15 protein-coding genes and 1 pseudogene are annotated in these 22,328 nt (G+C 70.2%); 14 read left to right on the forward strand and 2 right to left on the reverse strand.

The window, feature by feature from the left end:
• The first annotated feature begins 44 nt into the window (after nt 1–44).
• The 14 genes and pseudogenes from ACZ7M7_RS12915 to ACZ7M7_RS12980 all read left to right on the forward strand — a co-directional run bounded on the left by ACZ7M7_RS12915 (nt 45) and on the right by ACZ7M7_RS12980 (nt 19,472).
• On the forward strand, nt 45–1,568 hold the full coding sequence (locus tag ACZ7M7_RS12915) for a sugar ABC transporter ATP-binding protein (RefSeq protein ID WP_472115656.1): 1,524 nt from the start codon (nt 45–47) through the stop codon (nt 1,566–1,568).
• Complete coding sequence (locus tag ACZ7M7_RS12920) at nt 1,565–2,584, forward strand: ABC transporter permease (protein WP_383600948.1); 1,020 nt, start codon at nt 1,565–1,567, stop codon at nt 2,582–2,584. Before ACZ7M7_RS12915 ends, ACZ7M7_RS12920 begins: the two co-directional genes overlap by 4 nt.
• Nucleotides 2,585–2,633: 49 nt before the next feature.
• Nucleotides 2,634–3,671: a substrate-binding domain-containing protein gene (locus ACZ7M7_RS12925; RefSeq protein ID WP_383600946.1), complete on the forward strand. Its 1,038-nt coding sequence runs from the start codon at nt 2,634–2,636 to the stop codon at nt 3,669–3,671.
• A 59-nt stretch (nt 3,672–3,730) separates the two neighbouring features.
• Complete coding sequence (locus ACZ7M7_RS12930; RefSeq protein ID WP_472116641.1) at nt 3,731–4,942, forward strand: Gfo/Idh/MocA family protein; 1,212 nt, start codon at nt 3,731–3,733, stop codon at nt 4,940–4,942.
• Between the two features lie 14 nt (nt 4,943–4,956).
• A complete protein-coding gene (locus ACZ7M7_RS12935) occupies nt 4,957–5,955 on the forward strand; it encodes a sugar phosphate isomerase/epimerase family protein (RefSeq protein ID WP_472115659.1) in 999 nt (332 codons plus the stop codon).
• Between the two features lie 302 nt (nt 5,956–6,257).
• Entirely contained in the window at nt 6,258–9,974 is a 3,717-nt protein-coding gene (locus tag ACZ7M7_RS12940; protein WP_472115662.1) for a ThuA domain-containing protein, read from the forward strand.
• A 92-nt stretch (nt 9,975–10,066) separates the two neighbouring features.
• Nucleotides 10,067–11,257: pseudogene (locus ACZ7M7_RS12945) on the forward strand (inositol-3-phosphate synthase); the annotation flags it as partial.
• Between the two features lie 598 nt (nt 11,258–11,855).
• The gene (locus ACZ7M7_RS12950) at nt 11,856–12,866 is read left to right on the forward strand and encodes an SCO3242 family prenyltransferase (RefSeq protein ID WP_472115665.1); all 1,011 of its coding nucleotides are present in this window, start codon (nt 11,856–11,858) and stop codon (nt 12,864–12,866) included.
• The gene (locus tag ACZ7M7_RS12955; protein WP_472115668.1) at nt 12,863–13,828 is read left to right on the forward strand and encodes a sugar phosphate isomerase/epimerase family protein; all 966 of its coding nucleotides are present in this window, start codon (nt 12,863–12,865) and stop codon (nt 13,826–13,828) included. Before ACZ7M7_RS12950 ends, ACZ7M7_RS12955 begins: the two co-directional genes overlap by 4 nt.
• Nucleotides 13,825–14,622, forward strand: a complete 798-nt coding sequence (locus tag ACZ7M7_RS12960) for an EboA domain-containing protein (protein ID WP_472115671.1) — start codon at nt 13,825–13,827, stop codon at nt 14,620–14,622. Before ACZ7M7_RS12955 ends, ACZ7M7_RS12960 begins: the two co-directional genes overlap by 4 nt.
• Complete coding sequence (locus ACZ7M7_RS12965) at nt 14,622–15,602, forward strand: TatD family hydrolase (protein WP_472115674.1); 981 nt, start codon at nt 14,622–14,624, stop codon at nt 15,600–15,602. The genes ACZ7M7_RS12960 and ACZ7M7_RS12965 overlap by 1 nt, the downstream gene beginning before the upstream one ends.
• Before the next feature lie 3 nt (nt 15,603–15,605).
• On the forward strand, nt 15,606–16,775 hold the full coding sequence (gene eboE, locus ACZ7M7_RS12970; protein WP_472115677.1) for a metabolite traffic protein EboE: 1,170 nt from the start codon (nt 15,606–15,608) through the stop codon (nt 16,773–16,775).
• Nucleotides 16,772–18,292: a nucleotide pyrophosphatase/phosphodiesterase family protein gene (locus ACZ7M7_RS12975; protein ID WP_472115680.1), complete on the forward strand. Its 1,521-nt coding sequence runs from the start codon at nt 16,772–16,774 to the stop codon at nt 18,290–18,292. Before eboE ends, ACZ7M7_RS12975 begins: the two co-directional genes overlap by 4 nt.
• Before the next feature lie 115 nt (nt 18,293–18,407).
• The gene (locus ACZ7M7_RS12980; protein ID WP_383622364.1) at nt 18,408–19,472 is read left to right on the forward strand and encodes a sugar phosphate isomerase/epimerase family protein; all 1,065 of its coding nucleotides are present in this window, start codon (nt 18,408–18,410) and stop codon (nt 19,470–19,472) included.
• 64 nt (nt 19,473–19,536) lie between these two features.
• Here ACZ7M7_RS12980 and ACZ7M7_RS12985 read toward each other — a convergent pair whose 3' ends face one another.
• Together ACZ7M7_RS12985 and ACZ7M7_RS12990 are read right to left on the reverse strand one after the other, a co-directional pair.
• Nucleotides 19,537–20,925, reverse strand: coding sequence for an OFA family MFS transporter (locus tag ACZ7M7_RS12985; protein ID WP_472115684.1), 1,389 nt, complete (start codon nt 20,923–20,925; stop codon nt 19,537–19,539).
• 1 nt (nt 20,926) lies between these two features.
• A complete protein-coding gene (locus ACZ7M7_RS12990) occupies nt 20,927–22,315 on the reverse strand; it encodes an OFA family MFS transporter (RefSeq protein ID WP_383600919.1) in 1,389 nt (462 codons plus the stop codon).
• Nucleotides 22,316–22,328: the final 13 nt, after the last annotated feature.

Here is a 22,328-nt window from a genome sequence, read left to right on the forward strand (position 1 = left end):
CCGCCCTGCCCTGAACCGGCCCGCACGCCCGCCAAGGGGACCTCATGGCATCAGAACCACCCCTGCTCAGCATGTCCGGCATCACCAAGTTGTTCCCCGGAGTCCGGGCCCTCGACGGCGTCGACCTCGACGTCCAGGCCGGTGAAGTGCACTGTCTGCTCGGTCAGAACGGCGCGGGCAAGTCCACGCTCATCAAGGTCCTGGCCGGCGCCCACCAGCCCGACACCGGCACCATCCGCTGGCGCGGCGAGGAGGTCACCCTCCGCTCGCCGATCGCCGCCATGCGCCTCGGCATCGCCACCATCTACCAGGAACTCGACCTGGTGGAGCACCTGTCGGTCGCCGAGAACGTCCACCTGGGCCATGAACCCACGGCCGCCGGGTTCGTCGTACGCGCAAAGATCGCGCGGACGTCGACAGCCCAGCTGCTCAAGCGACTTGGGCATCCCGAGATCGACCCCGCCCGCCTGGTCGGGGAGTTGTCGGCGGCCCAGCAGCAGATCGTCTCGATGGCACGGGCGCTCTCCCACGACGTACGGCTGATCGTGATGGACGAGCCGTCCGCGGCCCTGGACCCGGACGAGGTCGACAACCTCTTCCGCATCGTCGGCGACCTCACCGCCGCCGGAGTCGCCGTCGTCTACATCTCGCACCGGTTGGAGGAGATCCGCCGGATCGGCGACCGGGTGACCGTGCTGAAGGACGGGCGGGCGGTCGCGGGCGGGCTCCCCGCGAAGACCACGCCGACGCGCGAGGTCGTGGCCATGATGACGGGGCGCAACGTCGAGTACGTCTTCCCCGAGCGGCCGGCGCAGGATGCCGCCGCGGCCGGGGAGCCGCTGCTGGAGGTGCGGGGACTCGCCCGGGACGGCGAGTTCGAGCCGCTCGACCTGACCGTGCGGCCCGGGGAGATCGTCGGGCTCGCCGGGCTGGTGGGCTCGGGGCGCTCGGAGATCCTGGAGACGATCTACGGGGCCAGGAAGCCCACCGCCGGTCAAGTCCTCGTGGACGGGAAGGCGTTGAGGTCGGGCAGCGTGCGGGCTGCCGTGCGCGCCGGGCTCGGGCTCGCCCCCGAGGAGCGCAAGGCGCAGGCGCTGCTGATGCTGGAGTCCGTCACCCGCAATGTGTCGGTCTCGTCCATGTCCCGTTTCTCGCGCGGCGGCTGGATCGACCGGGCCGCCGAACTGGGGGCGGCCCGGGCCGCGACCCGCGAACTGTCGCTGCGGCCCGACAACCCCTCGGTGCCCGTGCGCACGCTCTCCGGCGGCAACCAGCAGAAGGCCGTGCTGGCCCGCTGGCTGCTGCGCGGCTGCCGCGTCCTGCTGCTCGACGAACCCACCCGCGGCGTCGACGTCGGCGCCCGCGCCGAGCTGTATGCCGTGGTCCGGCGGTTGGCCGACGAAGGCCTCGCCGTGCTCCTGGTCTCCAGTGAAGTGCCCGAAGTGCTGGGCCTCGCCGATCGCGTCCTGGTGCTGCGTGAGGGCCGTGTCGTACACACCGCTCCCGCGCGCGAACTCGACGAACACCGCGTACTCGACCTCGTCATGGAAGGAAGCCCGGCGTCATGACGCAGCACGCCTCACCGCCGCGGGACAGCACCGGCAAGGTGCCCTCGGCCGGCGCAGCGCCCGCATGGCGGGGCCTGATGGCCCGCGCCGACGTGCGCACGCTCTCCCTGCTCGGCGTTCTCGCCGCACTGATCATCATCGGCGGCATCACCAAACCGGACGAGTTCCTGGACACCCGCAACCTCCAACTCGTCCTCACCCAGGCCTCCGTGATCGGCGTCGTCACCGTCGGCATGACCTTCGTCATCGTCTCCGGCGGCATCGACCTGTCCGTCGGCGCGATCGTCGCGCTCGCCTCGGTGTGGGCGACGACCGTCGCGACCCAGGAGTACGGCTTCGCCGGCATCCTGTTCACGGCGGTGATCGTCGGCGTGGGGTGCGGGCTCGTCAACGGGATGCTGATCGCGTACGGCGCGATGGTCCCGTTCATCGCCACCCTCGCCATGCTGGCCTCCGCACGCGGGCTGGCTCTCCAGATCACCGACGGCAAGACGCAGATCGTCACCATTCCCTCGGTACTCGACCTCGGCGAGCGCGACGCATACGTCCTCGGCATCCCGCCCCTGGTCATGGTGTTCGCGGTCGTGACGGTCATCGGCTGGCTGGTCCTGAACCGCACGACCTTCGGGCGGCGCACGGTCGCCGTCGGCGGCAACGCGGAGGCGGCCCGGCTCGCCGGCATCGACGTCCGCCGCCAGCGGCTCTACCTCTATCTCCTGTCCGGACTGTGCTGCGGCATCGCCGCCTTCCTGCTGATCATCCTGTCCGGCTCCGGTCAGAACACCAACGGAAACCTCTACGAACTCGACGCCATCGCCGCCGCGATCATCGGCGGCACCCTGCTCACCGGAGGCCGCGGCACCATCGTCGGCTCCGTCCTCGGCGTCCTGATCTTCACCACGATCACCAACATCTTCGCCCTGAACAACCTGCAGAGCGACGTCCAGCAGATCGCCAAGGGCGCGATCATCGTCGCCGCCGTGCTGGTCCAGCGCCGTACCGCAAGCACGACCTGAGGGTCGTCCCGCTTCCGCTTCGCACGACCTGAGGAAAGGGTTCACCGTCATGCCAGAACTCACCAGTCGCAGAGGACTGTTGTTCGGATCCGCCGCCATAGGAGCCGGCGCTCTCCTCACGGGTTGCACGAGCAACGAGTCCAAGGACGAGCCGGCCGCGAACGATCAGCCGGCCGCCGACGACAAGCCCGGCAAGCAGGTCACCATCGGCTTCGCCGGACCGCAGGCCGACCACGGCTGGCTCAACGCCATCAACGACAACGCCAAGAGCCGGGCCAAGAAGTACTCGGACGTCACCCTGGAGATCACCGAGGGCTCCAACGACACCGCCGCACAGATCGGCCAGATCGAGACGCTGATCAACAAGAAGGTCGACGTGCTGGTGGTGCTGCCCGCCGACGGCAAGGCGCTCACCCAGGTCGGCCTGAAGGCGATGCGCGCCAACATCCCGGTCATCAACCTCGACCGGATCTTCAACACCCCGCAGGCGTACCGCTGCTGGATCGGCGGCGACAACTACGGCATGGGCCTCAACGCCGGCCACTACATCGGCGAGAAGCTCAAGGGGAAGTCCGGCGCCAAGGTCATCGAACTCGCCGGCCTCGACAACCTGGAACTCACCAAGCAGCGCACCCAGGGCTTCGACGACGCGCTGAAGAACTACCCCAACATCCAGAAGGTGGCCCGCCAGGCCGCCGAGTTCACGGTCGAGTCCGGACAGGCCAAGATGGCCCAGCTCCTGCAGGCCCAGTCGAAGTTCGACGCGCTCTGGAACCACGACGACGACCAGGGCGTGGGCGCGCTGCGGGCCATCGAGCAGGCCGGGCGCGACGACTTCCTGATGGTCGGCGGCGCCGGTGCCCTGTCCGCCTTCCAGGCGATCAAGCAGGACGACGGCGTCCTCAAGGCCACCGTCCTGTACCCGCCGACCATGGCCGCGTCCGCCATCGACCTGGCCCGCGCGCTCGGCCAGGGCAAGGGCGTGAGCGGCATGGCCGAGTTCGAGATCCCGGCCTCGATCACGCTCTACTCGGCGGTCGTCGACAAGGCCAACGTCGACCAGTACATGTCCACCGGCTTCAAGTGATCCGTTCCGCCCGCACCCCCCACGTGCGCCACCCCGACCAGGACGAGGAGGACACCCACATGGGACAGCCGCAGCAGCAGTCAGAAGGGACCGAAGCAGGTAAGCCACCCTTGCGCGTCGGAATGGTCGGCTACGCCTTCATGGGCGCCGCACACTCCCAGGGCTGGCGCACCGCGGGCCGTGTCTTCGACCTGCCGCTGAACCCGGTTCAGGCCGTGATCTGCGGCCGGGACGCCGCCGCCGCGCGGGCGGCGGCCGACCGGCACGGCTGGGCGTCCGTCGAGACCGACTGGCGTGCCCTCGTCGAACGGGACGACGTCGACCTCGTCGACATCTGCACCCCCGGCGACAGCCACGCCGAGATCGCCCTCGCGGCCCTGGCCGCCGGCAAGCACGTCCTGTGCGAGAAACCCCTCGCCAACACGGTCGAGGAAGCCACGTCGATGACGCGGGCGGCCGAAGAGGCGTTCGCGCGTGGCCAGGTGGCGATGGTCGGCTTCAACTACCGGCGGCTGCCGGCCACCGCCCTGGCCCGCAGCATGGTCGCCGAGGGCCGCCTGGGCGCGCTGCGGCACGTGCGCGTGACGTACCTTCAGGACTGGCTGGTCGACCCCGAGTTCCCGCTGACCTGGCGGCTGCGCAAGGAACTCGCCGGCTCGGGCGCGCTCGGCGACCTGGGCGCCCACATCATCGACCTCGCGCAGTACCTGGCAGGGGAGCGGCTGACCGGGGTGTCGGCCCTGACGGAGACCTTCGTACGGGAGCGCCCGCTGCCCGGCGGCGCCACGAGTGGCCTGTCCGCCGTCTCCGCCAACGGGTCCGGCCAGGTCACCGTCGACGACGCCGCCCTTTTCACCGGCCGCCTCCCGTCGGGCGCCCTCGCGTCCTTCGAGGCCACCCGCTACGCCACCGGCCGCAAGAACTCCCTGCGCATCGAACTCAACGGCGAGCTCGGCTCGATCGCCTTCGACCTGGAACGCCTCAACGAACTCGCCTACCACGACGGTACGGAACCCGGAGCCCACGCGGGCTTCCGCCGCATCCTCGTCACCGAACCCGACCACCCCTACCTGGACGCCTGGTGGCCCCCGGGCCACGGCCTCGGCTACGAGCACACCTTCGTCCACCAGGCCCGCGACCTGGTCCACGCGGTCGCCGAGGGCAGGCAGCCCGAACCCTCCTTCGCCGACGGGCTGCAGGTTCAGCGCGTACTGGCGGCGGTGGAGGAGAGCGCCGAGAAGAACGCCGTCTACACCCCGATAGCGGTCTGAGGAGGCTGACGCGCATGCCGCGTACGTTCACGCTGTTCACCGGCCAGTGGGCCGACCTGCCGCTGGAGGAGGTCTGCCGGCTCGCCCGCGACTTCGGCTACGACGGACTCGAACTCGCCTGCTGGGGCGACCACTTCGAGGTCGACAAGGCCCTCGCGGACCCGTCGTACATCGACTCCAGGAAGGCACTGCTCGACAAGTACGGCCTCAAGTGCTGGGCGATCTCCAACCACCTGGTCGGCCAGGCCGTCTGCGACGCCATCATCGACGAGCGCCACCAGGCCATCCTGCCCGTCGAGGTGTGGGGCGACGGGGACCCGGAAGGGGTCCGGCAGCGTGCCGCCGCCCGCATGAAGGACACCGCGCGTGCCGCGGCCGCCTTCGGCGTGGACACGGTGATCGGCTTCACCGGCTCCGCGATCTGGCACCTGGTCGCCATGTTCCCGCCCGCGCCCGAGTCGATGATCGAACGCGGCTACGAGGACTTCGCGACGCGCTGGAACCCCATCCTGGACGTCTTCGACTCCGAGGGCGTGCGGTTCGCGCACGAGGTCCACCCGAGCGAGATCGCCTACGACTACTGGACGACACAGCGGGCCCTGGAGGCCGTCGGCGGCCGCCCCGCCTTCGGTCTGAACTTCGACCCGTCGCACTTCGTGTGGCAGGACCTCGACCCCGTCGGGTTCCTGTGGGACTTCCGCGACCGCATTTACCACGTCGACTGCAAGGAGGCCCGCAAGCGCCTCGACGGCCGCAACGGCCGCCTCGGCTCACACCTGCCGTGGGGCGACCCGCGCCGCGGCTGGGACTTCGTGTCGGCCGGACACGGCGACGTCCCCTGGGAGGACGTCTTCCGGATGCTGCGCTCCATCGACTACGAAGGCCCGATCTCCGTCGAGTGGGAGGACGCCGGCATGGACCGGCTCCAGGGTGCCCCCGAGGCGCTGACCCGTCTCAAGGCGTACGACTTCGAGCCGCCCAGCGCGTCCTTCGACGCCGCGTTCAACAACTGAACCACGCACCCGGCGCTGGTCGGGGACGGGGACCGGCAGCACCGCCGGTCCCCCCTCCGACCTGCCCAGATGCTGCTTTGTCCTTTGACGGGAGAAAGTTCAACCGAGTCTGACGCAAGGGGTGTTCGCCCCGGACGGACGCGGTTACCGTCCCTGAAGTGTTCAGGACACACGCAGAACTGTTCATGGCACACAGAAGTGTTCACGGCACAGCCACCTCCGGGGTGACGGCGCACCCCGGCGCCCGCACCGCACGTCTTCGCACCCACCCCGTACGGCCCACCCGTTCCCGGAGGGACTTCGTGCACAGAACCAGGCTCCGCAGCACCCGCACCCCGCGCCCCAGACTTCGCACCGCCGTCGCCCTGTTCACCGGCCTGCTCCTGGCCGTGGGCACCCCGGCGACCGTCGCCGGCGCCCACCCCGGCCACCCGGAACACGACGAACCGGCGGCCGAGGGACAGTTCCAGCAGGTACCGCTCGCCAAGGGCGAACCCGAGATGGGCGAGCCGATGTCGCTCGCCGTACTCCCGGACCGCAGCGTCCTGCACACCTCGCGCGACGGCACACTGCGCCTCACCGACCAGGGCGGCGTCACCAAGATCGCCGGCAAGCTCGACGTCTACAGCCACGACGAAGAGGGCCTCCAAGGCGTCGGCATCGACCCGGACTTCGAGAACAACCGGGCGATCTACCTCTACTACGCCCCGCCGCTCGACACCCCCGTGGGCGACGCCCCGGAGACCGGCACCGCCGAGGAGTTCAAGAAATTCGACGGCGTCAACCGCCTCTCCCGCTTCACGCTGAACGCCAATGGCACGCTCAACACGGCCAGCGAGAAGAAGGTCATCGACGTCGCGGCCTCCCGCGGCACCTGCTGCCACGTCGGCGGCGACATCGACTTCGACGCGGCCGGCAACCTCTACCTGTCGACCGGCGACGACACCAACCCCTTCGCGTCCGACGGCTACACGCCGATCGACGACCGCGAGGGCCGCAACCCCGCCTTCGACGCCCGCCGCAGCTCCGGCAACACCAACGACCTTCGGGGCAAGCTCCTGCGGATCAAGGTCGCCGAGGACGGCTCGTACACCGTCCCGGCGGGCAACCTCTTCGCGCCGGGCACCGAGAAGACACGTCCCGAGATCTACGCGATGGGCTTCCGCAACCCGTTCCGGATGAGCGTCGACGACAAGACCGGCGTCGTCTACGTCGGCGACTACGGGCCCGACGCGGGCGCCGCCAGCCCCAGCCGGGGCCCGGCAGGACAGGTCGAGTTCGCCAAGGTCACCAAGGCCGCGAACTTCGGCTGGCCGTTCTGCACCGGCAACAACGACGCCTACGTCGACTACGACTTCGCCACCGGCACCTCCGGCGAGAAGTTCGACTGCGCCGCCCCGAAGAACACCTCGCCGTACAACACCGGCCTCACCGACCTGCCACCCGCGCAGGCCGCGTGGATCCCGTACGACGGCGGCTCCGTGCCCGAGTTCGGCAGCGGCTCCGAGTCCCCGATGGCGGGCCCGGTCTACCGCTACGACCCCGACCTCGACTCCAAGGTGAAGTTCCCCGAGGCCTACGACGGCGACTTCTTCGCGGGTGAGTTCGGCCGCCGCTGGATCAAGCGGATCGAGCAGAACGAGGACGGCACCGTAGCGAAGATCAACGACTTCCCGTGGACCGGCACCCAGATCATGGACATGGAGTTCGGCCCCGACGGCGCGCTCTACGTCCTCGACTACGGCATCTCCTGGTTCCAGGGCGACGAGCACTCCGCGCTGTACCGGATCGAGAACGCCGAGGACGGCTTCTCGCCGATCGCCGAGGTGAGCGCCGACAAGACGTCCGGTGCGGCCGGCCTGAAGGTCAAGTTCACCGCCTCCGCCAAGGACGCCGACTCCCCGGACCTCACCTACAGCTGGGACTTCGGCGACGGCACGAAGGGCGAGGGTCTCACCCCCACCCACCAGTACAAGAAGGTCGGCACCTACACCGCGACCTTCACCGCCAAGGACCCCGAGGGCAACACCGGCAACGCCAGCGCCCGGATCGTGGTCGGCAACACCGAGCCCAAGGTGAAGATCGACATCCCGGGCAACGGTGCTCTGGCCGAGTTCGGCAAGCCCGTGCCGTTCAAGGTGACCGTCACCGACCCCGAGGAGACCGTCGACTGCTCCAAGGTCAAGGTCGCCTACAGCCTCGGTCACGACTCCCACGCCCACGAGCTGACCAGCGAGATGGGCTGCGAGGGCACCCTGACGCCGCCCGCCGGTGACGGCGGCCACGACCCGAACGCCAACATCTACGGCGTCGTCGGCGCCAGCTACACCGACGGCGGGGCGAACGGCCAGGAGACCCTGACCGGCACCGCCCGTGCCGTGCTCCAGCCGCTGCACCGACAGGGTGAGCACTTCACCACCCAGTCGGGCGTGTCCGTCATCGACAAGACCGGCGCCAACGGCGGCAAGACCGTCGGCGACATCAACGACGGCGACTGGATCTCCTTCACCCCCTACCGGTTCGACGGGCAGAAGAAGATGACCGTGCGGGCCTCCTCCGGCGGCGCGGGCGGCTTCATCGAACTGCGCACCGGCTCGCCCGACGGACCGCTGCACGGCTCCGCCTACATTCCGCCCACCGGCGGCTGGGAGACCTTCCAGAACGTCGACGTACCGCTGCGGTCCCTGCCCAAGAAGACCACGGAGATCTACCTGGTCTTCAAGGGCGGCGAGGGCGCGCTGTACGACGTGGACGACTTCGAGTTCTCCAAGCAGCCCTTCAAGGGCGGCAAGAAGGTCCTGGTCTTCTCCAAGACCGCCGGCTTCCGGCACGACTCCATCCCGGCCGGCATCGCCGCCCTGAAGGAGCTCGGCGCCCCGGCCGGCATCACGGTCGACGCGACCGAGGAGGCCCGGCAGTTCACCACGACCAACCTCGCCAAGTACGACGCGGTGGCGTTCCTGTCCACCACCGGTGACGTGCTCAACGCCGAGCAGCAGCAGGCGTTCGAGAACTACGTCAAGAACGGTGGCGGCTACATGGGCATCCACGCCGCCGCCGACACCGAGTACGAGTGGGAGTTCTACGGCGGCCTCGTCGGCGCCTACTTCGACTCGCACCCGGCCATCCAGAAGGCCACCGTCCGCGTCGAGGACCACGACCACCCCTCGACCGCGCACCTGGGCGACGCCTGGGAGCGCACCGACGAGTGGTACAACTACCGCACCAACCCGCGTGGGCAGGCCAAGGTCCTCGCCACCCTGGATGAGACCACCTACCAGGGCGGGAACATGAAGGGCGACCACCCGATCGCCTGGTGCCAGAGCTACGGCGGCGGCCGCTCCTTCTACACCGGCGGCGGCCACACCAAGGAGTCCTACGCCGACGAGGCCTTCCGGGCCCACCTGCTCGGCGGTCTGCAGTACGCCACCGGCCAGGTCAAGGCGGACTGCAAGCCGAGCAAGGACTACCGGAAGATCTTCAACGGCCAGACCCTGGAAGGCTGGAAGCAGGCCGGCCCCGGCAAGTTCAACGTCAAGGACGGCACCCTGGAGTCCGAGGGCGGCATGGGTCTGCTCTGGTACCAGGCCAAGGAGCTCAAGTCGTACTCCCTCAAGCTCGACTGGAAGATGCAGGGCGACGACAACTCCGGGATCTTCGTGGGCTTCCCGGCCTCCGACGACCCCTGGTCCGCGGTGAACAAGGGCTACGAGATCCAGATCGACGCCACGGACGCGCCCGAGCGCACCACGGGCTCCGTCTACTCGTTCAAGTCGGCGAACATCAAGGCCCGTGACCAGGTCCTGCGTCCGCCCGGCCAGTGGAACTCCTACGAGATCAAGGTCCAGGGCGAACGGCTCCAGGTGTTCCTCAACGGAGTCAAGATCAACGACTTCACGAACAAGGACCCCCAGCGGAGCCTGACCGACGGTCACATCGGCCTCCAGAACCACGGCGCCGACGACCAGGTCTCCTTCCGCAACATCCAGTTGAAGGAACTGCCCACCACGGGCGGCTGAGCGGCGGCGGGCGGGGGACGCCGGACCCCCGCCCGCCGTCTTTGTCCTCCCCCCGGGGTTCGCGCACGACAAGCACGACAAGGAGGCTGCCCATGTCCGCGTCCCTCTCCCGACCGCGTGTGGGAGTGTGGCTGATCGGAGCCCGAGGTTCCGTCGCCACCACCGTCGTCACGGGGTGCGCCGCCGTCACCGCGGGACTGCACCCGCCCACCGGCATGGTGAGCGAGACCCCGGCGTTCACCGACAGCGGCCTGCCCGCGCTGGCCGACCTCGTCTTCGGCGGCCACGACACCCTCGACTGCCCCCTGCCCAAACGCGCCGAGACCCTGACCGCCGGCGGCGTCCTCCCGCCCGGAGTCGCCACCGCCGTCGCCGCCGAACTCGCCGCCGCCGACCGGGAGATCAGGCCCGGTGGCCCCGCCCCCGGAGACACCAGGAGCGAGGCCGAACTGATCGCGGCCTTCGCCGACGACATACGCGACTTCGTGCACCGCCATGAACTGGAGCGGGCGGTCGTGGTGAACGTCGCCTCCACGGAACCGGCGTCCGCGGGGCTCGGCACCCCGCTGCCCGCCAGCACCCTGTATGCACTGGCGGCCCTGCGCGCGGGCTGCCCCTACGTCAACTTCACCCCGTCCGAGGGCATGCACCACCCCGTCGCCGCCCGCGAGGCCGAGCGCAGCGGCCTGCCGTACGCGGGCCGGGACGGCAAGACCGGACAGACACTGCTGCGGGCCGTGCTGGGCCCGATGTTCGCGCAGCGGGCGCTGAACGTACGGGCCTGGTCGGGCACGAACCTGCTCGGCGGCGGCGACGGCGCCGCCCTCGCCGACCCCGCGGCCGCCGCGGCGAAGAACGCCGGCAAGGAACGCGTCCTCGCCGACACCCTCGGCACCGTCCCCGAGGGCGAGGTCCATATCGACGACGTCCCGGCCCTCGGCGACTGGAAGACCGCCTGGGACCACATCGCCTTCGACGGCTTCCTCGGCACACGCATGATCCTCCAGACCATCTGGCAGGGCTGCGACTCGGCCCTCGCGGCACCTCTGGTCCTGGACCTGGCCCGCCTCACGGCCCGCGCCCACGAGGCCGGCCTGACGGGCCCGCTCGGCGACCTCGGCTTCTACTTCAAGGACCCGGTGGGGGACGGACCGTCGAGCTTGGGGGAGCAGTACGCGGCGCTGGCGGGCCTCGGGGAGCGGCTCCGCCGAGCGCACGCGGGCGAGCCCGCTCGTGGCGAGGAGGGTCGGGGCGGGTCGGCTGCCCGGGGCGCCGGTCAGCGCGTTGCCGATGCTCGGGACGGGGGGCTGCGCGGGACGGTAGAGGCGGCTGCGGCAGGGGGCGTTGGTCCGCGCGGGCCCGCTGGGGAGGCTACGGCGCGGGGCGTTGATCCACGCGAGTCTGCCGCGGAGGCTGTGGCACGGGGTGGTGGTCTGGGCGGGCCGGCTGAGGAGGCTGCCGGACAGGGCGTCGAGCCGCACGAGGCCGCCGCGGAGGCCGTGGTGCGGGGCGTTGATCCGCGCGAGTCCGCCGCGGAGGCTGCGGCACGGGGTGGTGGTCTGGGTGGGCCGGCTGAGGAGGCTGCCGGACAGGGCGTCGAGCCGAGCGAGTCTGCCGCGGAGGCCGTGGTGCGGGGCGTCGGGCCGCGCGAGTCCGCCGCGGAGGCTGCGGCACGGGGTGGTGGTCTGAGTGGGCCGGATGAGGAGGCCGCCGGACAGGGCGCCGCGCCGCGCCAGGCTGTCGCGGAGGCTGTGGTGCAGGGCGCTGATCTGCGTGAGCCCGCTGAGAAGGCTGCCGTACACGGCGTCGATCCCCGTGAGCCCGCCGAGAAGGCTGCCGCACGGGCCGTCGATCCGGGCGAGCCCGCTCCGGGGAGCGGCCGTGAGCGTTAGACACGCCTGGGCCGAACTGCTGCGGCTTCCTGCCCTGTTCACCGTCCCCGGCGATGCCCTCAGCGGCGCCGTCGCCGCCGGAGGCCGGCCCAACTCCCGCACCTTGCTGGCCATCGGCTCCTCCCTCTGTCTCTACGAGGCCGGCATGGCCCTCAACGACTGGGCGGACCGCGCGGAGGACGCCGCCGAACGCCCCCACCGCCCCCTGCCCTCCGGCCGCATCCGACCGTCCTCCGCTTTCACCGCGGCCTGTGTCCTGACCGTCTCCGGGCTCGGCCTGGCCGCCAAAGCCGGCCGCCCCGCGCTGGCGGTGGCCGCCCCCTTGGCCGCCACCGTCTGGGCGTACGACCTCGCCCTGAAGCACACGCCCGCCGGCCCCGTGGCCATGGCCGCCGCTCGCGGCCTCGACCATCTCCTCGGCGCCGCCACCACCGGCGGCCCCCGGGCGGCACTGCCCTCCGCCGCCCTCCTCGGCACCCACACCCTCGCCGTGACCACCGTCTCCCGCCGGGAGACCCAGGGAGGCACCTCCCTGCCACCCCTGGCCGCCCTCGCCGCGACGGCCGCCCTCACCGGGCTCTTGGCACGTGGTGCAGGCGGTTCGAAGCGAGCCGGGTCGACGAGGGCCAGATCGACGGGCGTCGGCGCCGGGACCTTCACTGGCCCCGGCGAGGGCGCCGGCCCCGGCATCGGCGGCGCCGCCAGTGCCGGGGCCGGTCGCCGCACGCCCGCGCACAACAGCGGCGGCCTCACGCTCGACGTCGCCCTGCGCAGCGCCCTCGCCACTGCCTACGCCGCCACCGCCGGCCGCCCCTACACCCACGCCGCGCTCAACCCCTCACCGCCCCTGACCCAACGAGCAGTCGGCGGCGGCATCCGAGCCACCATCCCGCTCCAAGCGGCGCTCGCGGCCCGCGCCGGATCCGGGCTCACCGCCGTGGCCATCGCCGCGCTCGCCCCGATCGGACGGAAGTACGCGGAGAAGGTGAGCGTCACATGAGCCCTCGGCCCCACCCGGCGCGGAACAACGGCAAACCGGCCTCCCCGGGCGTCCCCCTCCGCTTCGGCTACGGCACCAACGGCCTCGCCGACCTCCGCCTCGACGACGCCCTCGCGCTGCTCGCCGACCTCGGCTATGACGGCGTCGGCCTGACGCTCGACCACATGCACCTCGACCCGCTCGTCCCGGACCTCGCAGCCCGCACGCGCCGCCTCGCACAGCGGTTGGACACACTCGGTCTGGACGTCACGGTGGAGACCGGCGCCCGCTACGTACTCGACCCGCGCCGCAAGCACGGCCCCTCCCTGCTGGACCCCGACCCGGACGACCGCGCCCGCCGCGTCGACCTGCTGATCCGCGCCATCCGGGTCGCCGCCGACCTCGGCGCCCACGCCGTCCACTGCTTCAGCGGAATCACGCCCGCCGACACCGACCCGGACACGGCCTGGGACCGTCTCGCCGAGGCACTCACCCCGGTCCTGGACGCCGCCACCGCCGCCGGGGTCCCACTCGCCGTCGAGCCCGAACCAGGTCACCTCCTCGCCACCCTCGCCGACTTCCACCGACTCCGCCGCACCCTCGGCGACCCGGACCACCTCGGCCTGACCCTCGACATCGGTCACTGCCAGTGCCTCGAACCCCTCTCTCCCGCCGACTGCATACGCGCCGCCGCCCCCTGGCTCCGGCATGTCCAGATCGAGGACATGCGCCGCGGCATCCATGAACACCTCCCCTTCGGCGACGGCGAGATCGACTTCCCGCCCGTGCTCGCGGCCCTCGCCGCCACCGGCTACCAAGGCCTGACCGTCGTCGAACTGCCCCGCCACTCCCACGCGGGACCCCACTTCGCCGAACGCTCCCTCCCGTTTCTCCGCAGCGCCGAGGCCACGACCCTCAGATCTCCCGTCCCTGTCCCCTCGCACGGCGATCCCTCCGCCACCCCTGAAGGGAGCACCTCATGACCCAGCCCCGCATCAGCCCGGCGACCCCGGGCGCGGACACCGAAGGCCGCCCGCTCACGAACGCCCGGGCCGATACGGAACCCAGCCCCGACACCGTGCAGTCGTCCGGTCCCGTCCCCGGGAGTCTCGCTCTGATCCCGCCGGCCGAGTTGCGCGGCTATGTCACCGCCCGCCTCGACGCCAACGGCCGCGCCTGGCTGCACCGGGCCCTCGACGAGGCGGCTTCCCACCCCGGCACCCACGGGCCCATCTCCGTCTGGGAGTTGCGCATCGCCGAGGCCGGCCGCCGCTGCGGTTCCGAGTACGCCGATGCCGCCCGCGTCCTCATCCTGCATGCGGCTCGCGCCGACGCCGAAGCCGTCTCCCGCGTGTACTTCCAAGGCACCGCCGCGGAACGCCGCGCCGTCCTGCAGGCGTTGCCCCACCTCGTGCCCGGCCCCGAGGCCCTGCCACTCGTCGAGGACGCCCTGCGCACCAACGACACGAGCCTCCTCGCCGCGGCCGTCGGCCCCTACACCGCCCGGCACCTCGACGCTCACCAGTGGCGCCACGCCGTCCTGAAGTGCCTGTTCACCGGTGTGCCGGTCGGCATGGTCGCCGAGCTGGACCGTCGTGCCCGCGACGACGCGGAACTCGCCCGCATGCTCGGCGACTACGCGGCCGAACGCACCGCCGCCGGCCGTCCGGTCCCCGGGGATCTGCACCGCGTCCTGACCCTGACCGACCCCACAGCCACTCCGCCGGCCCCCCACGGCCCCCGTGACACCGACGGCACCGACGGCAAGGAGTCCTGATGCGCCTCTTCGACCCCCACATCCACATGACGTCGCGCACCACCGACGACTACGAGGCCATGCACGCCGCCGGCGTCCGCGCCGTCGTCGAACCCTCCTTCTGGCTCGGCCAACCCCGCACCTCTCCGGCCTCCTTCCTCGACTACTTCGACTCCCTCCTCGGCTGGGAGCCCTTCCGCGCCGCGCAGTACGGCATCGCCCACCACTGCACGCTCGCCCTCAACCCCAAGGAGGCGAACGACCCGCGCTGTGCTCCCGTCCTCGACGAACTGCCCCGGTATCTCGTCAAGGACCAGGTCGTCGCCGTCGGCGAGATCGGCTACGACTCGATGACCCCGGCCGAGGACACCGCCCTTGCCGCCCAGCTCCAGCTCGCCGCCGACCACGAACTGCCCGCACTCGTCCACACTCCGCACCGCGACAAGCTGGCGGGCCTGCGTCGCACCCTCGACGTCGTCCGGGAGTCCGCACTGCCCACGGACCGCGTCCTGGTCGACCACCTCAACGAGACCACCGTCAAGGAGGCCAAGGACAGCGGCTGCTGGCTCGGCTTCTCCGTCTATCCCGACACCAAGATGGACGAGGAGCGGATGGTCGCGATCCTCCGTGAGTACGGGCCCGAGCAGGTGCTGGTGAACTCCGCCGCCGACTGGGGCAGGAGCGACCCCCTGAAGACCCGCAAGGTCGCCGACCTGATGCTCGCCGAAGGCTTCGACGAGGACGTCGTCGACCTGGTGCTGTGGCGCAACCCCGTTGCCTTCTACGGGCTCAGCGGCCGCCTCAGCCTCGACGTCGCGACCCCGGAGGCGACCCACGAGGGCAACTCCATCCTCCGCGGCGCCCCGAAGAGCCCCCAGGAATCGGCCGAGGCCCCGAAGAATGCCGAAGGACCGGCCGACGCCTCGAAGGATGCCGATGGACCGGTAGCCGCTCCAAGAGAGCGGGACCACACGTCCGCCGCCCCGACTCCGGGGGCGTGACCCATGCGCTTCCGCCACCCCGACGGCTCCACCGTCCACCTCGCGTATTGCACCAACGTCCACCCGGCCGAGACCCTCGACGGCGTCCTCGCACAACTCCGCGACCACTGCGAACCCGTCCGCCGACGGCTCGGCCGCGACCGCCTCGGCATCGGCCTGTGGCTCGCCAAGGACGCCGCCCACGCGCTCGTCACCGACCCGTCCGCCCTGCGCCGTCTGCGGACGGAACTCGACAGGCGTGGCCTCGAGGTCGTCACCCTCAACGGCTTCCCGTATGAAGGCTTCGGAGCCGAAGAGGTCAAGTACCGCGTCTACAAGCCGGACTGGACCGACCCCGAGCGCCTCGAGCACACCACCGCGCTGGCCCGGGTCCTCGCCGGCCTGCTCCCCGACGACGTGACTGAAGGCAGCATCTCCACACTGCCCCTCGCCTGGCGCACCGCCTATGACAAGCAGGGCGCCGAGACCGCCCGTACAGCCCTGCTCACCCTCGCGCAACGTCTGGACGCTCTGCGGGAATTGACCGGCCGCGACATCCGAATAGGTCTGGAACCCGAGCCCGGCTGCACCGTCGAGACCACCGGCGATGCGATCGCCCCACTCACTGCGATCGGCCACGACCGCATCGGCATCTGCGTCGACACCTGTCACCTCGCCACCTCCTTCGAAGACCCGCACACCGCAATGGACACGCTCGCCGAAGCCGGCGTCACCGTCGTCAAGTCCCAGCTCTCGGCCGCCCTGCACGCCGAACACCCCCATCTCCCCGACGTTCGCGAAGCCCTCGCCGCCTTCGACGAACCCCGCTTCCTGCACCAGACCCGCACCGCCACCGCCGCCGGCCTGCGCGGCACCGACGACCTGGGTGAGGCGCTCAAGGGTGACGCCCTGCCCGACGCCGCACCGTGGCGCGCCCACTTCCATGTCCCGCTCCACGCGGCCCCCGCCGCGCCCCTCACCTCCACACTTCCCGTACTCAAGGCCGCACTGACCCGCCTGGTCGGTGGCGCGCACCCGCTCACCCGCCATCTCGAGGTCGAGACCTACACCTGGCAGGCCCTCCCGGCCGAGCTGCGCCCTCGCGCCCGCAGCCAGCTCGTCGACGGCATCGCCGCCGAACTCACCCTCGCCCGCGACCTGTTGACGGATCTCGGCCTGAAGGAGCTGCCATGACCGAGCAACCGGGGGCTGCCGGGACCGAGCGACGGGAGGCCGCCAGGGCGGAGCGACCGGAAGCCACCAGGACCGAGCGACCGGACTCTGCCGTCCCGACCACAGGCCAAGCAGCCCAACCGGAGGACGTCACCGTCGCCCACCGACCCACCCCTCTCCTCGTCCTCGACGTCGTCGGCCTCACCCCCCGTCTCCTCGACCACATGCCCCACCTCAAGACCTTCGCCCAGTCCGGCTCCCAAGCAGCGCTCGGCACCGTCCTGCCCGCCGTTACCTGCGCCGCTCAGTCCACCTTCCTGACCGGCACCCACCCGTCGGAGCACGGCATCGTCGGCAACGGCTGGTACTTCCGTGACCTCGGCGACGTACTCCTGTGGCGCCAGCACAACGGACTGGTCGCCGGTGACAAGCTCTGGGACGCCGCCCGTCGCGCCCACCCCGGTTACACCGTCGCCAACATCTGCTGGTGGTACGCGATGGGCGCCGACACCGACATCACCGTCACCCCCCGGCCGATCTACTACTCCGACGGCCGCAAGGAACCCGACTGCTACACCCGGCCGCCCGCCCTGCACGACGAACTCACCGAGAAGCTGGGCACCTTCCCGCTCTTTCACTTCTGGGGCCCCGGCGCCGATCTCGTCTCCAGCCGCTGGATCATCGACGCGACCCGTCACATCCTCCGCACCCGGCATCCCGACCTGGCCCTCTGCTACCTCCCTCACCTCGACTACGACCTGCAGCGCTTCGGCCCCGACGACCCGCGCTCGCTGAAAGCGGCCGCCGACCTGGACACGGCCATGGCCCCGCTCCTGGACGACGCCCGAGCGGAGGGACGTACCGTGGTCGTGCTCTCCGAGTACGGCATCACCCGCGCGGACCGGCCCGTGGACATCAACCGGGCCTTGCGGCGGGCAGGCCTGCTGGAGGTGCACACGCAGGACGGCATGGAATACCTCGACCCGATGGCGTCACGTGCCTTCGCCGTCGCCGACCACCAGATCGCGCACGTCTACGTACGCCGGCCGGAAGACCTCGAGGCGACCCGGGCCGCACTGGACGGACTGCCCGGCATCGCCCAACTCCTCGACGACGAGGGCAAGAAGGCCCACCATCTCGACCATCCGCGCTCCGGCGAGCTCGTCGCCGTGGCGGAGCCGGACGCCTGGTTCACGTACTACTACTGGCTGGACGATGCCCGCGCGCCCGACTTCGCGCGACTCGTCGAGATCCATCGCAAACCCGGCTACGACCCGGTCGAACTCTTCATGGATCCCCTCGACCCCTACGTCAAGGTCAAGGCCGCGACCGCGCTCGCCCGCAAGAAACTCGGCATGCGTTACCGCATGGCGGTCGTGCCCCTGGATCCGTCACCTATTCGCGGCAGCCACGGCCGCCTTCCTGCGAGCGACGACGACGGTCCGCTCCTCATCTGCTCCACCCCCCGCGCTGTCGGCGACCGCGTCGCGGCCACCGATGTGAAGTCACTCCTGCTCCAACTCGCCGGTCTCGGCTGACGGATCACGACCGGCACGCACCTGCTCGCCGGTCCCATCGACCCGTCTCTTCCGACTGGTCACAAGTGAAGCACTCACCACTGACAACGGCCTTCGATCACAGGGAGTTCCAGGCATGAGCCGCTTTTCCCAGACGGACCCCGAACTCACCCACCGCCTCACCAGACGAGGCATGCTCGGCGTCGCGGCGGGCACCACGGCCGCCGCGCTGCTGGGCGCCGCAGCACCCGCCGCGACCGCCGCACCGGACACCGCATCCGCAGCCGCCACGGCCTCCGGCAGCCGCGGGCACGGCCATGGCCGTCCCGTTCTCCCGCCCGGCCGCCTCGGCATCCAGCTGTACAGCCTGCGCGACAAGGTCTCCACGCTCGGCTTCGCCCCCGTCTTCGCCGAACTGGAGAAGTACGGCTACGACGAGGTCGAGTTCGCCGGCTACACCCAGGGCTCGGCCGGCCCGATCACCCTCGCCCAGCTCAAGCGGCTGGCCCGGAACCACGGCCTGAACCCGATCGGCAGCCATGTCGGCTACTACTCGGACGACCCGGGCGCCTACACCTTCGCCCAGAACCTCACCAAGGTCCTCGACGACGCCCAGGCCCTCGGCCTGAAGCACATAGGAACCGCCTCCGGGCCGTTCCGCTATGGCTCCACCGTCGACGCCTGGAAGCGTGCCGCCGAGGAGTTCAACACCTACGGCGCGGCGGCGAGGGCGCGCGGCATGAAGTTCTACCAGCACAACCACTCCGAGGAATTCTCCTTCGCCACCGACAACCCCAAGGTCCGTCTCTACGACGTGCTGCTCGCCGAGACCGACCCCGACCTCGTCTTCCTGGAGATGGACATCTTCTGGGCGTACTCGGGCCAGTTCCGCTTCTCGAAGCGACCCGACGGCTCCGCAGCCCCCTTCGAGCCGCTCGACTACGTGCTGAAGCAGCCGCACCGCTACCCGCTCTTCCACGTCAAGGACGGGGTGAGCGACCCGTCCAACCAGTACGGCTACGACATGGTCGACGTCGGGGACGGCGACATCGACTACAAGCGGTTCATCTCCGCCGTGACGAAGTTGCGCGGTCAGCGATTCGCCCACCACTGGCAGGCGGAACACGACAACCCGACCGACTCCCTGACGTTCGCACGCCGTTCGAGCAAGCATCTTCATTCGCTGCGGGAGAAGTGCTGACCGCCGTAGCGGCATGAGGAGGCCCTCCCCAGGACGGGGAGGGCCTCCTCACATGCGCGATCTGTCAGGGTGCGGGATACGGCACGGCCGTGCGGCCCGGCTGCCGCAACAGCAAGGCAATCCCCGCCGCCACCATCGACACGCCGCCGGCGAGCGCGTACGCGCCGTCGTAGCCCCACGCTGCGACCACCATGGAGCCGAGGCCGCCGCCGAACAGGCCGCTGACCAGCTTGCCGCTGTAGACGAGCCCGTAGTTGCTTGCGTTGTAGTTCTCGCCGAAGTAGTCCGGGGTGAGCGCCGCGAAGAGCGGGTAGAACGCGCCGCCGCCGAAGCCGGAGAGGAAGGCGAAGAACAGGAACAGCGACTCGCTTCTGACGTCGCCGGCCCAGATCACGCCGAACTGGGCGAGGCCCAGGACGACGATCACGAACACCAGGGTCGACTTGCGGCCCCAGTGGTCGGACAGCCAGCCCACGACACCTCGGCCGATGCCGTTGATGACTGCCATCACGCCCATCGACGAGGCTGCGACGAGTGGGCCGAAGCCCACCTCCTTGGCATAGTCGACCTGGAAGGAGATGCCGAAGATCGATACGCCGGCGGTCAGGACGATGGACAGCCACATCAGTGGGAGCATGCCTGTCCTGATGGCCTCCCGGGGCGTGTACTGCTTGACCGCCGGAGGGTTCTTGGCCAGGCTCACCGCGTTCTTCCGGTCGCCCGTGTGCCTCAGTGGATCGATGTCGGCGGGCCACCAGTTCTTCGGGGGGTCCTTGAAGAAGAACGCGCTTCCGAGGACGACGATCATGATGTAGCAGCCGATCAGGTCCAGCACCCTGTGGTAGTTCGCGGTGTCGAACCCGTAGTTGAAGATGAAGATGAACGGCAGGGATCCGTACGCGAACCCTCCATTGACGAACCCGGTCCGGGCGCCGCGCCGCTCGGGGAACCACTTGCCGACCATGTTGATGCAGGTCGCGTAGATCAGACCGGCGCCGATGCCGCCGATGACGCCGAATCCGAGGATCGCGAGCCAGACATTGCCCAGGTGCGACAGGGCGAGGAACCCCAGCAGGCACATGCCGGAGCCGATGTACATGGCGGTGCGGGCCGTCAGGATGCCTTTCTCCCGCATCCAGCCCGCGGGGAAGGCGATGCCGGCCTGGAAGAACACCCAGACGCTGAGGATCCAGAAGGTGTTGCTCTGCGTCCAGCCGTGCGCGTGGGACAGGGTGTCCTCCGCGGAGCCGTACGCGTATTCGAAGACGCTGATGGCCATCATGGCGATCCACGGGAGATACACCATGAACTTGCGGGAGTGACCGAGGATGTCGCGGTCGGTCTCGCCGATGCGGTAGACGCGGCCTCGCGCGTCGGTCACTTCGCGGTAGGGACGGTGTGCGGCGTCGGAGGGTGCGGACGAACTGCTTCCTGCGTACGGATCTGCCGTCATGTCAGGCCATGTCCTCGCCGAGCGGTCGTGGGTTGGCAACGATGCGGTTCTCGTCCTTGTCGCGTCCCGGTGGGCTGAGGAACAGCGCCACACATCCGGCGAAGAGGGAGATGGAGCCGGCCAGGATGAAGGCACCGGAGTGCCCCCAGCTGCCGACGACCACGGCACCCATGCCCGCGCCCAGGCCCGAGACGAGCTTGGCGCTGTAGACCATGCCGTAGTTGGACGCGTTGTTGTTCTCGCCGAAGTAGTCGGCGGTGAGCGCCGCGAACATCGGGAAGATGGCGCCGCCGCCGAAGCCGGAGATCGCGGAGAAGATCAGGAACAGCGTCAGGTTCTTGCTGTCCGCGGACCAGAGGATGCCGAACTGGGCGAGGCCCAGGATGACGCACACGGCGAGCAGGCACCGCTTGCGGCCGTAGAGGTCCGAGAGCCAGCCGATGACGCCACGGCCGGTACCGTTGACGATCGCCTTGAGGGACATTGCCGTGGCCACGATCCCGCCCGCGAATCCGGCTTCCTCGCCGATGTCGACCTGGAATGCGATACCGAAGATGTTCACGCCGGACGTGCACGCCAGACAGAACCACATCAGGGCCACGCGGCCGGTCTTCCATGCCTCCTTGGGGGAGTACTGGTGGACCGCCGGCGGGTTCATCCGCAGCGAGCGTGCCGCGCGCGGGTCCTTCGGCGGGTTGAGCGGGTCGATGTCGGCGGGCCACCAGTTCTTCGGCGGGTCCCGGAAGAAGTAGCCGGAGACCGCGACGATTCCGGCGAGGAACACACCCACCGAGACCAGTACCCAGCGGAAGTTGGTGAGGTCCATGTAGCCGTTGAAGATGAAGACGAAGGGCACCGAGCCGTAGGCGAAACCGCCGTTGACGAACCCGGTCTTGCCGCCCTTGCGCTCCGGATACCACTTGCCCACCATGTTGACGCAGGTGGCGTACACCATGCCGGCGCCCATGCCGCTGAACATGCTGAAGCCGATATAGGCGAAGACGACATGCGGCGCGAAGGCCAGCGACAGGTAGCCCAGCAACGTGCCTGTCGCGCCGCACATCATCGCCCAGCGGGCCGGTAGTTTTCCGCTCTCACGCAGCTTGCCCGCGGGAAAGGCCACCGCGGCCTGGAAGAAGACCCAGACGGTCATCATCCAGAAGATGTGCATGCTGTTCCAGCTGTGCGCGGTGTGCAGGGTGTCCTCGGCCGACGCGAACGCGTACTCGGCGGAGGAGATGCCCATCATGCCGATCCAGGGGAGGATCACCATCCACTTGCGCTTGCGACCCATGATGTCGATGTCGGACTCGCCCACGCGGTAGACGCGTCCGTTCTTGTCGGCCACCTCCCGATAGGCGGCGACCCTTGGAACGTCAGTGGTTGTCACGTTAGTTGCACCC

The sequence above is a fragment of the Streptomyces sp. NPDC111606 genome (assembly GCF_055656945.1).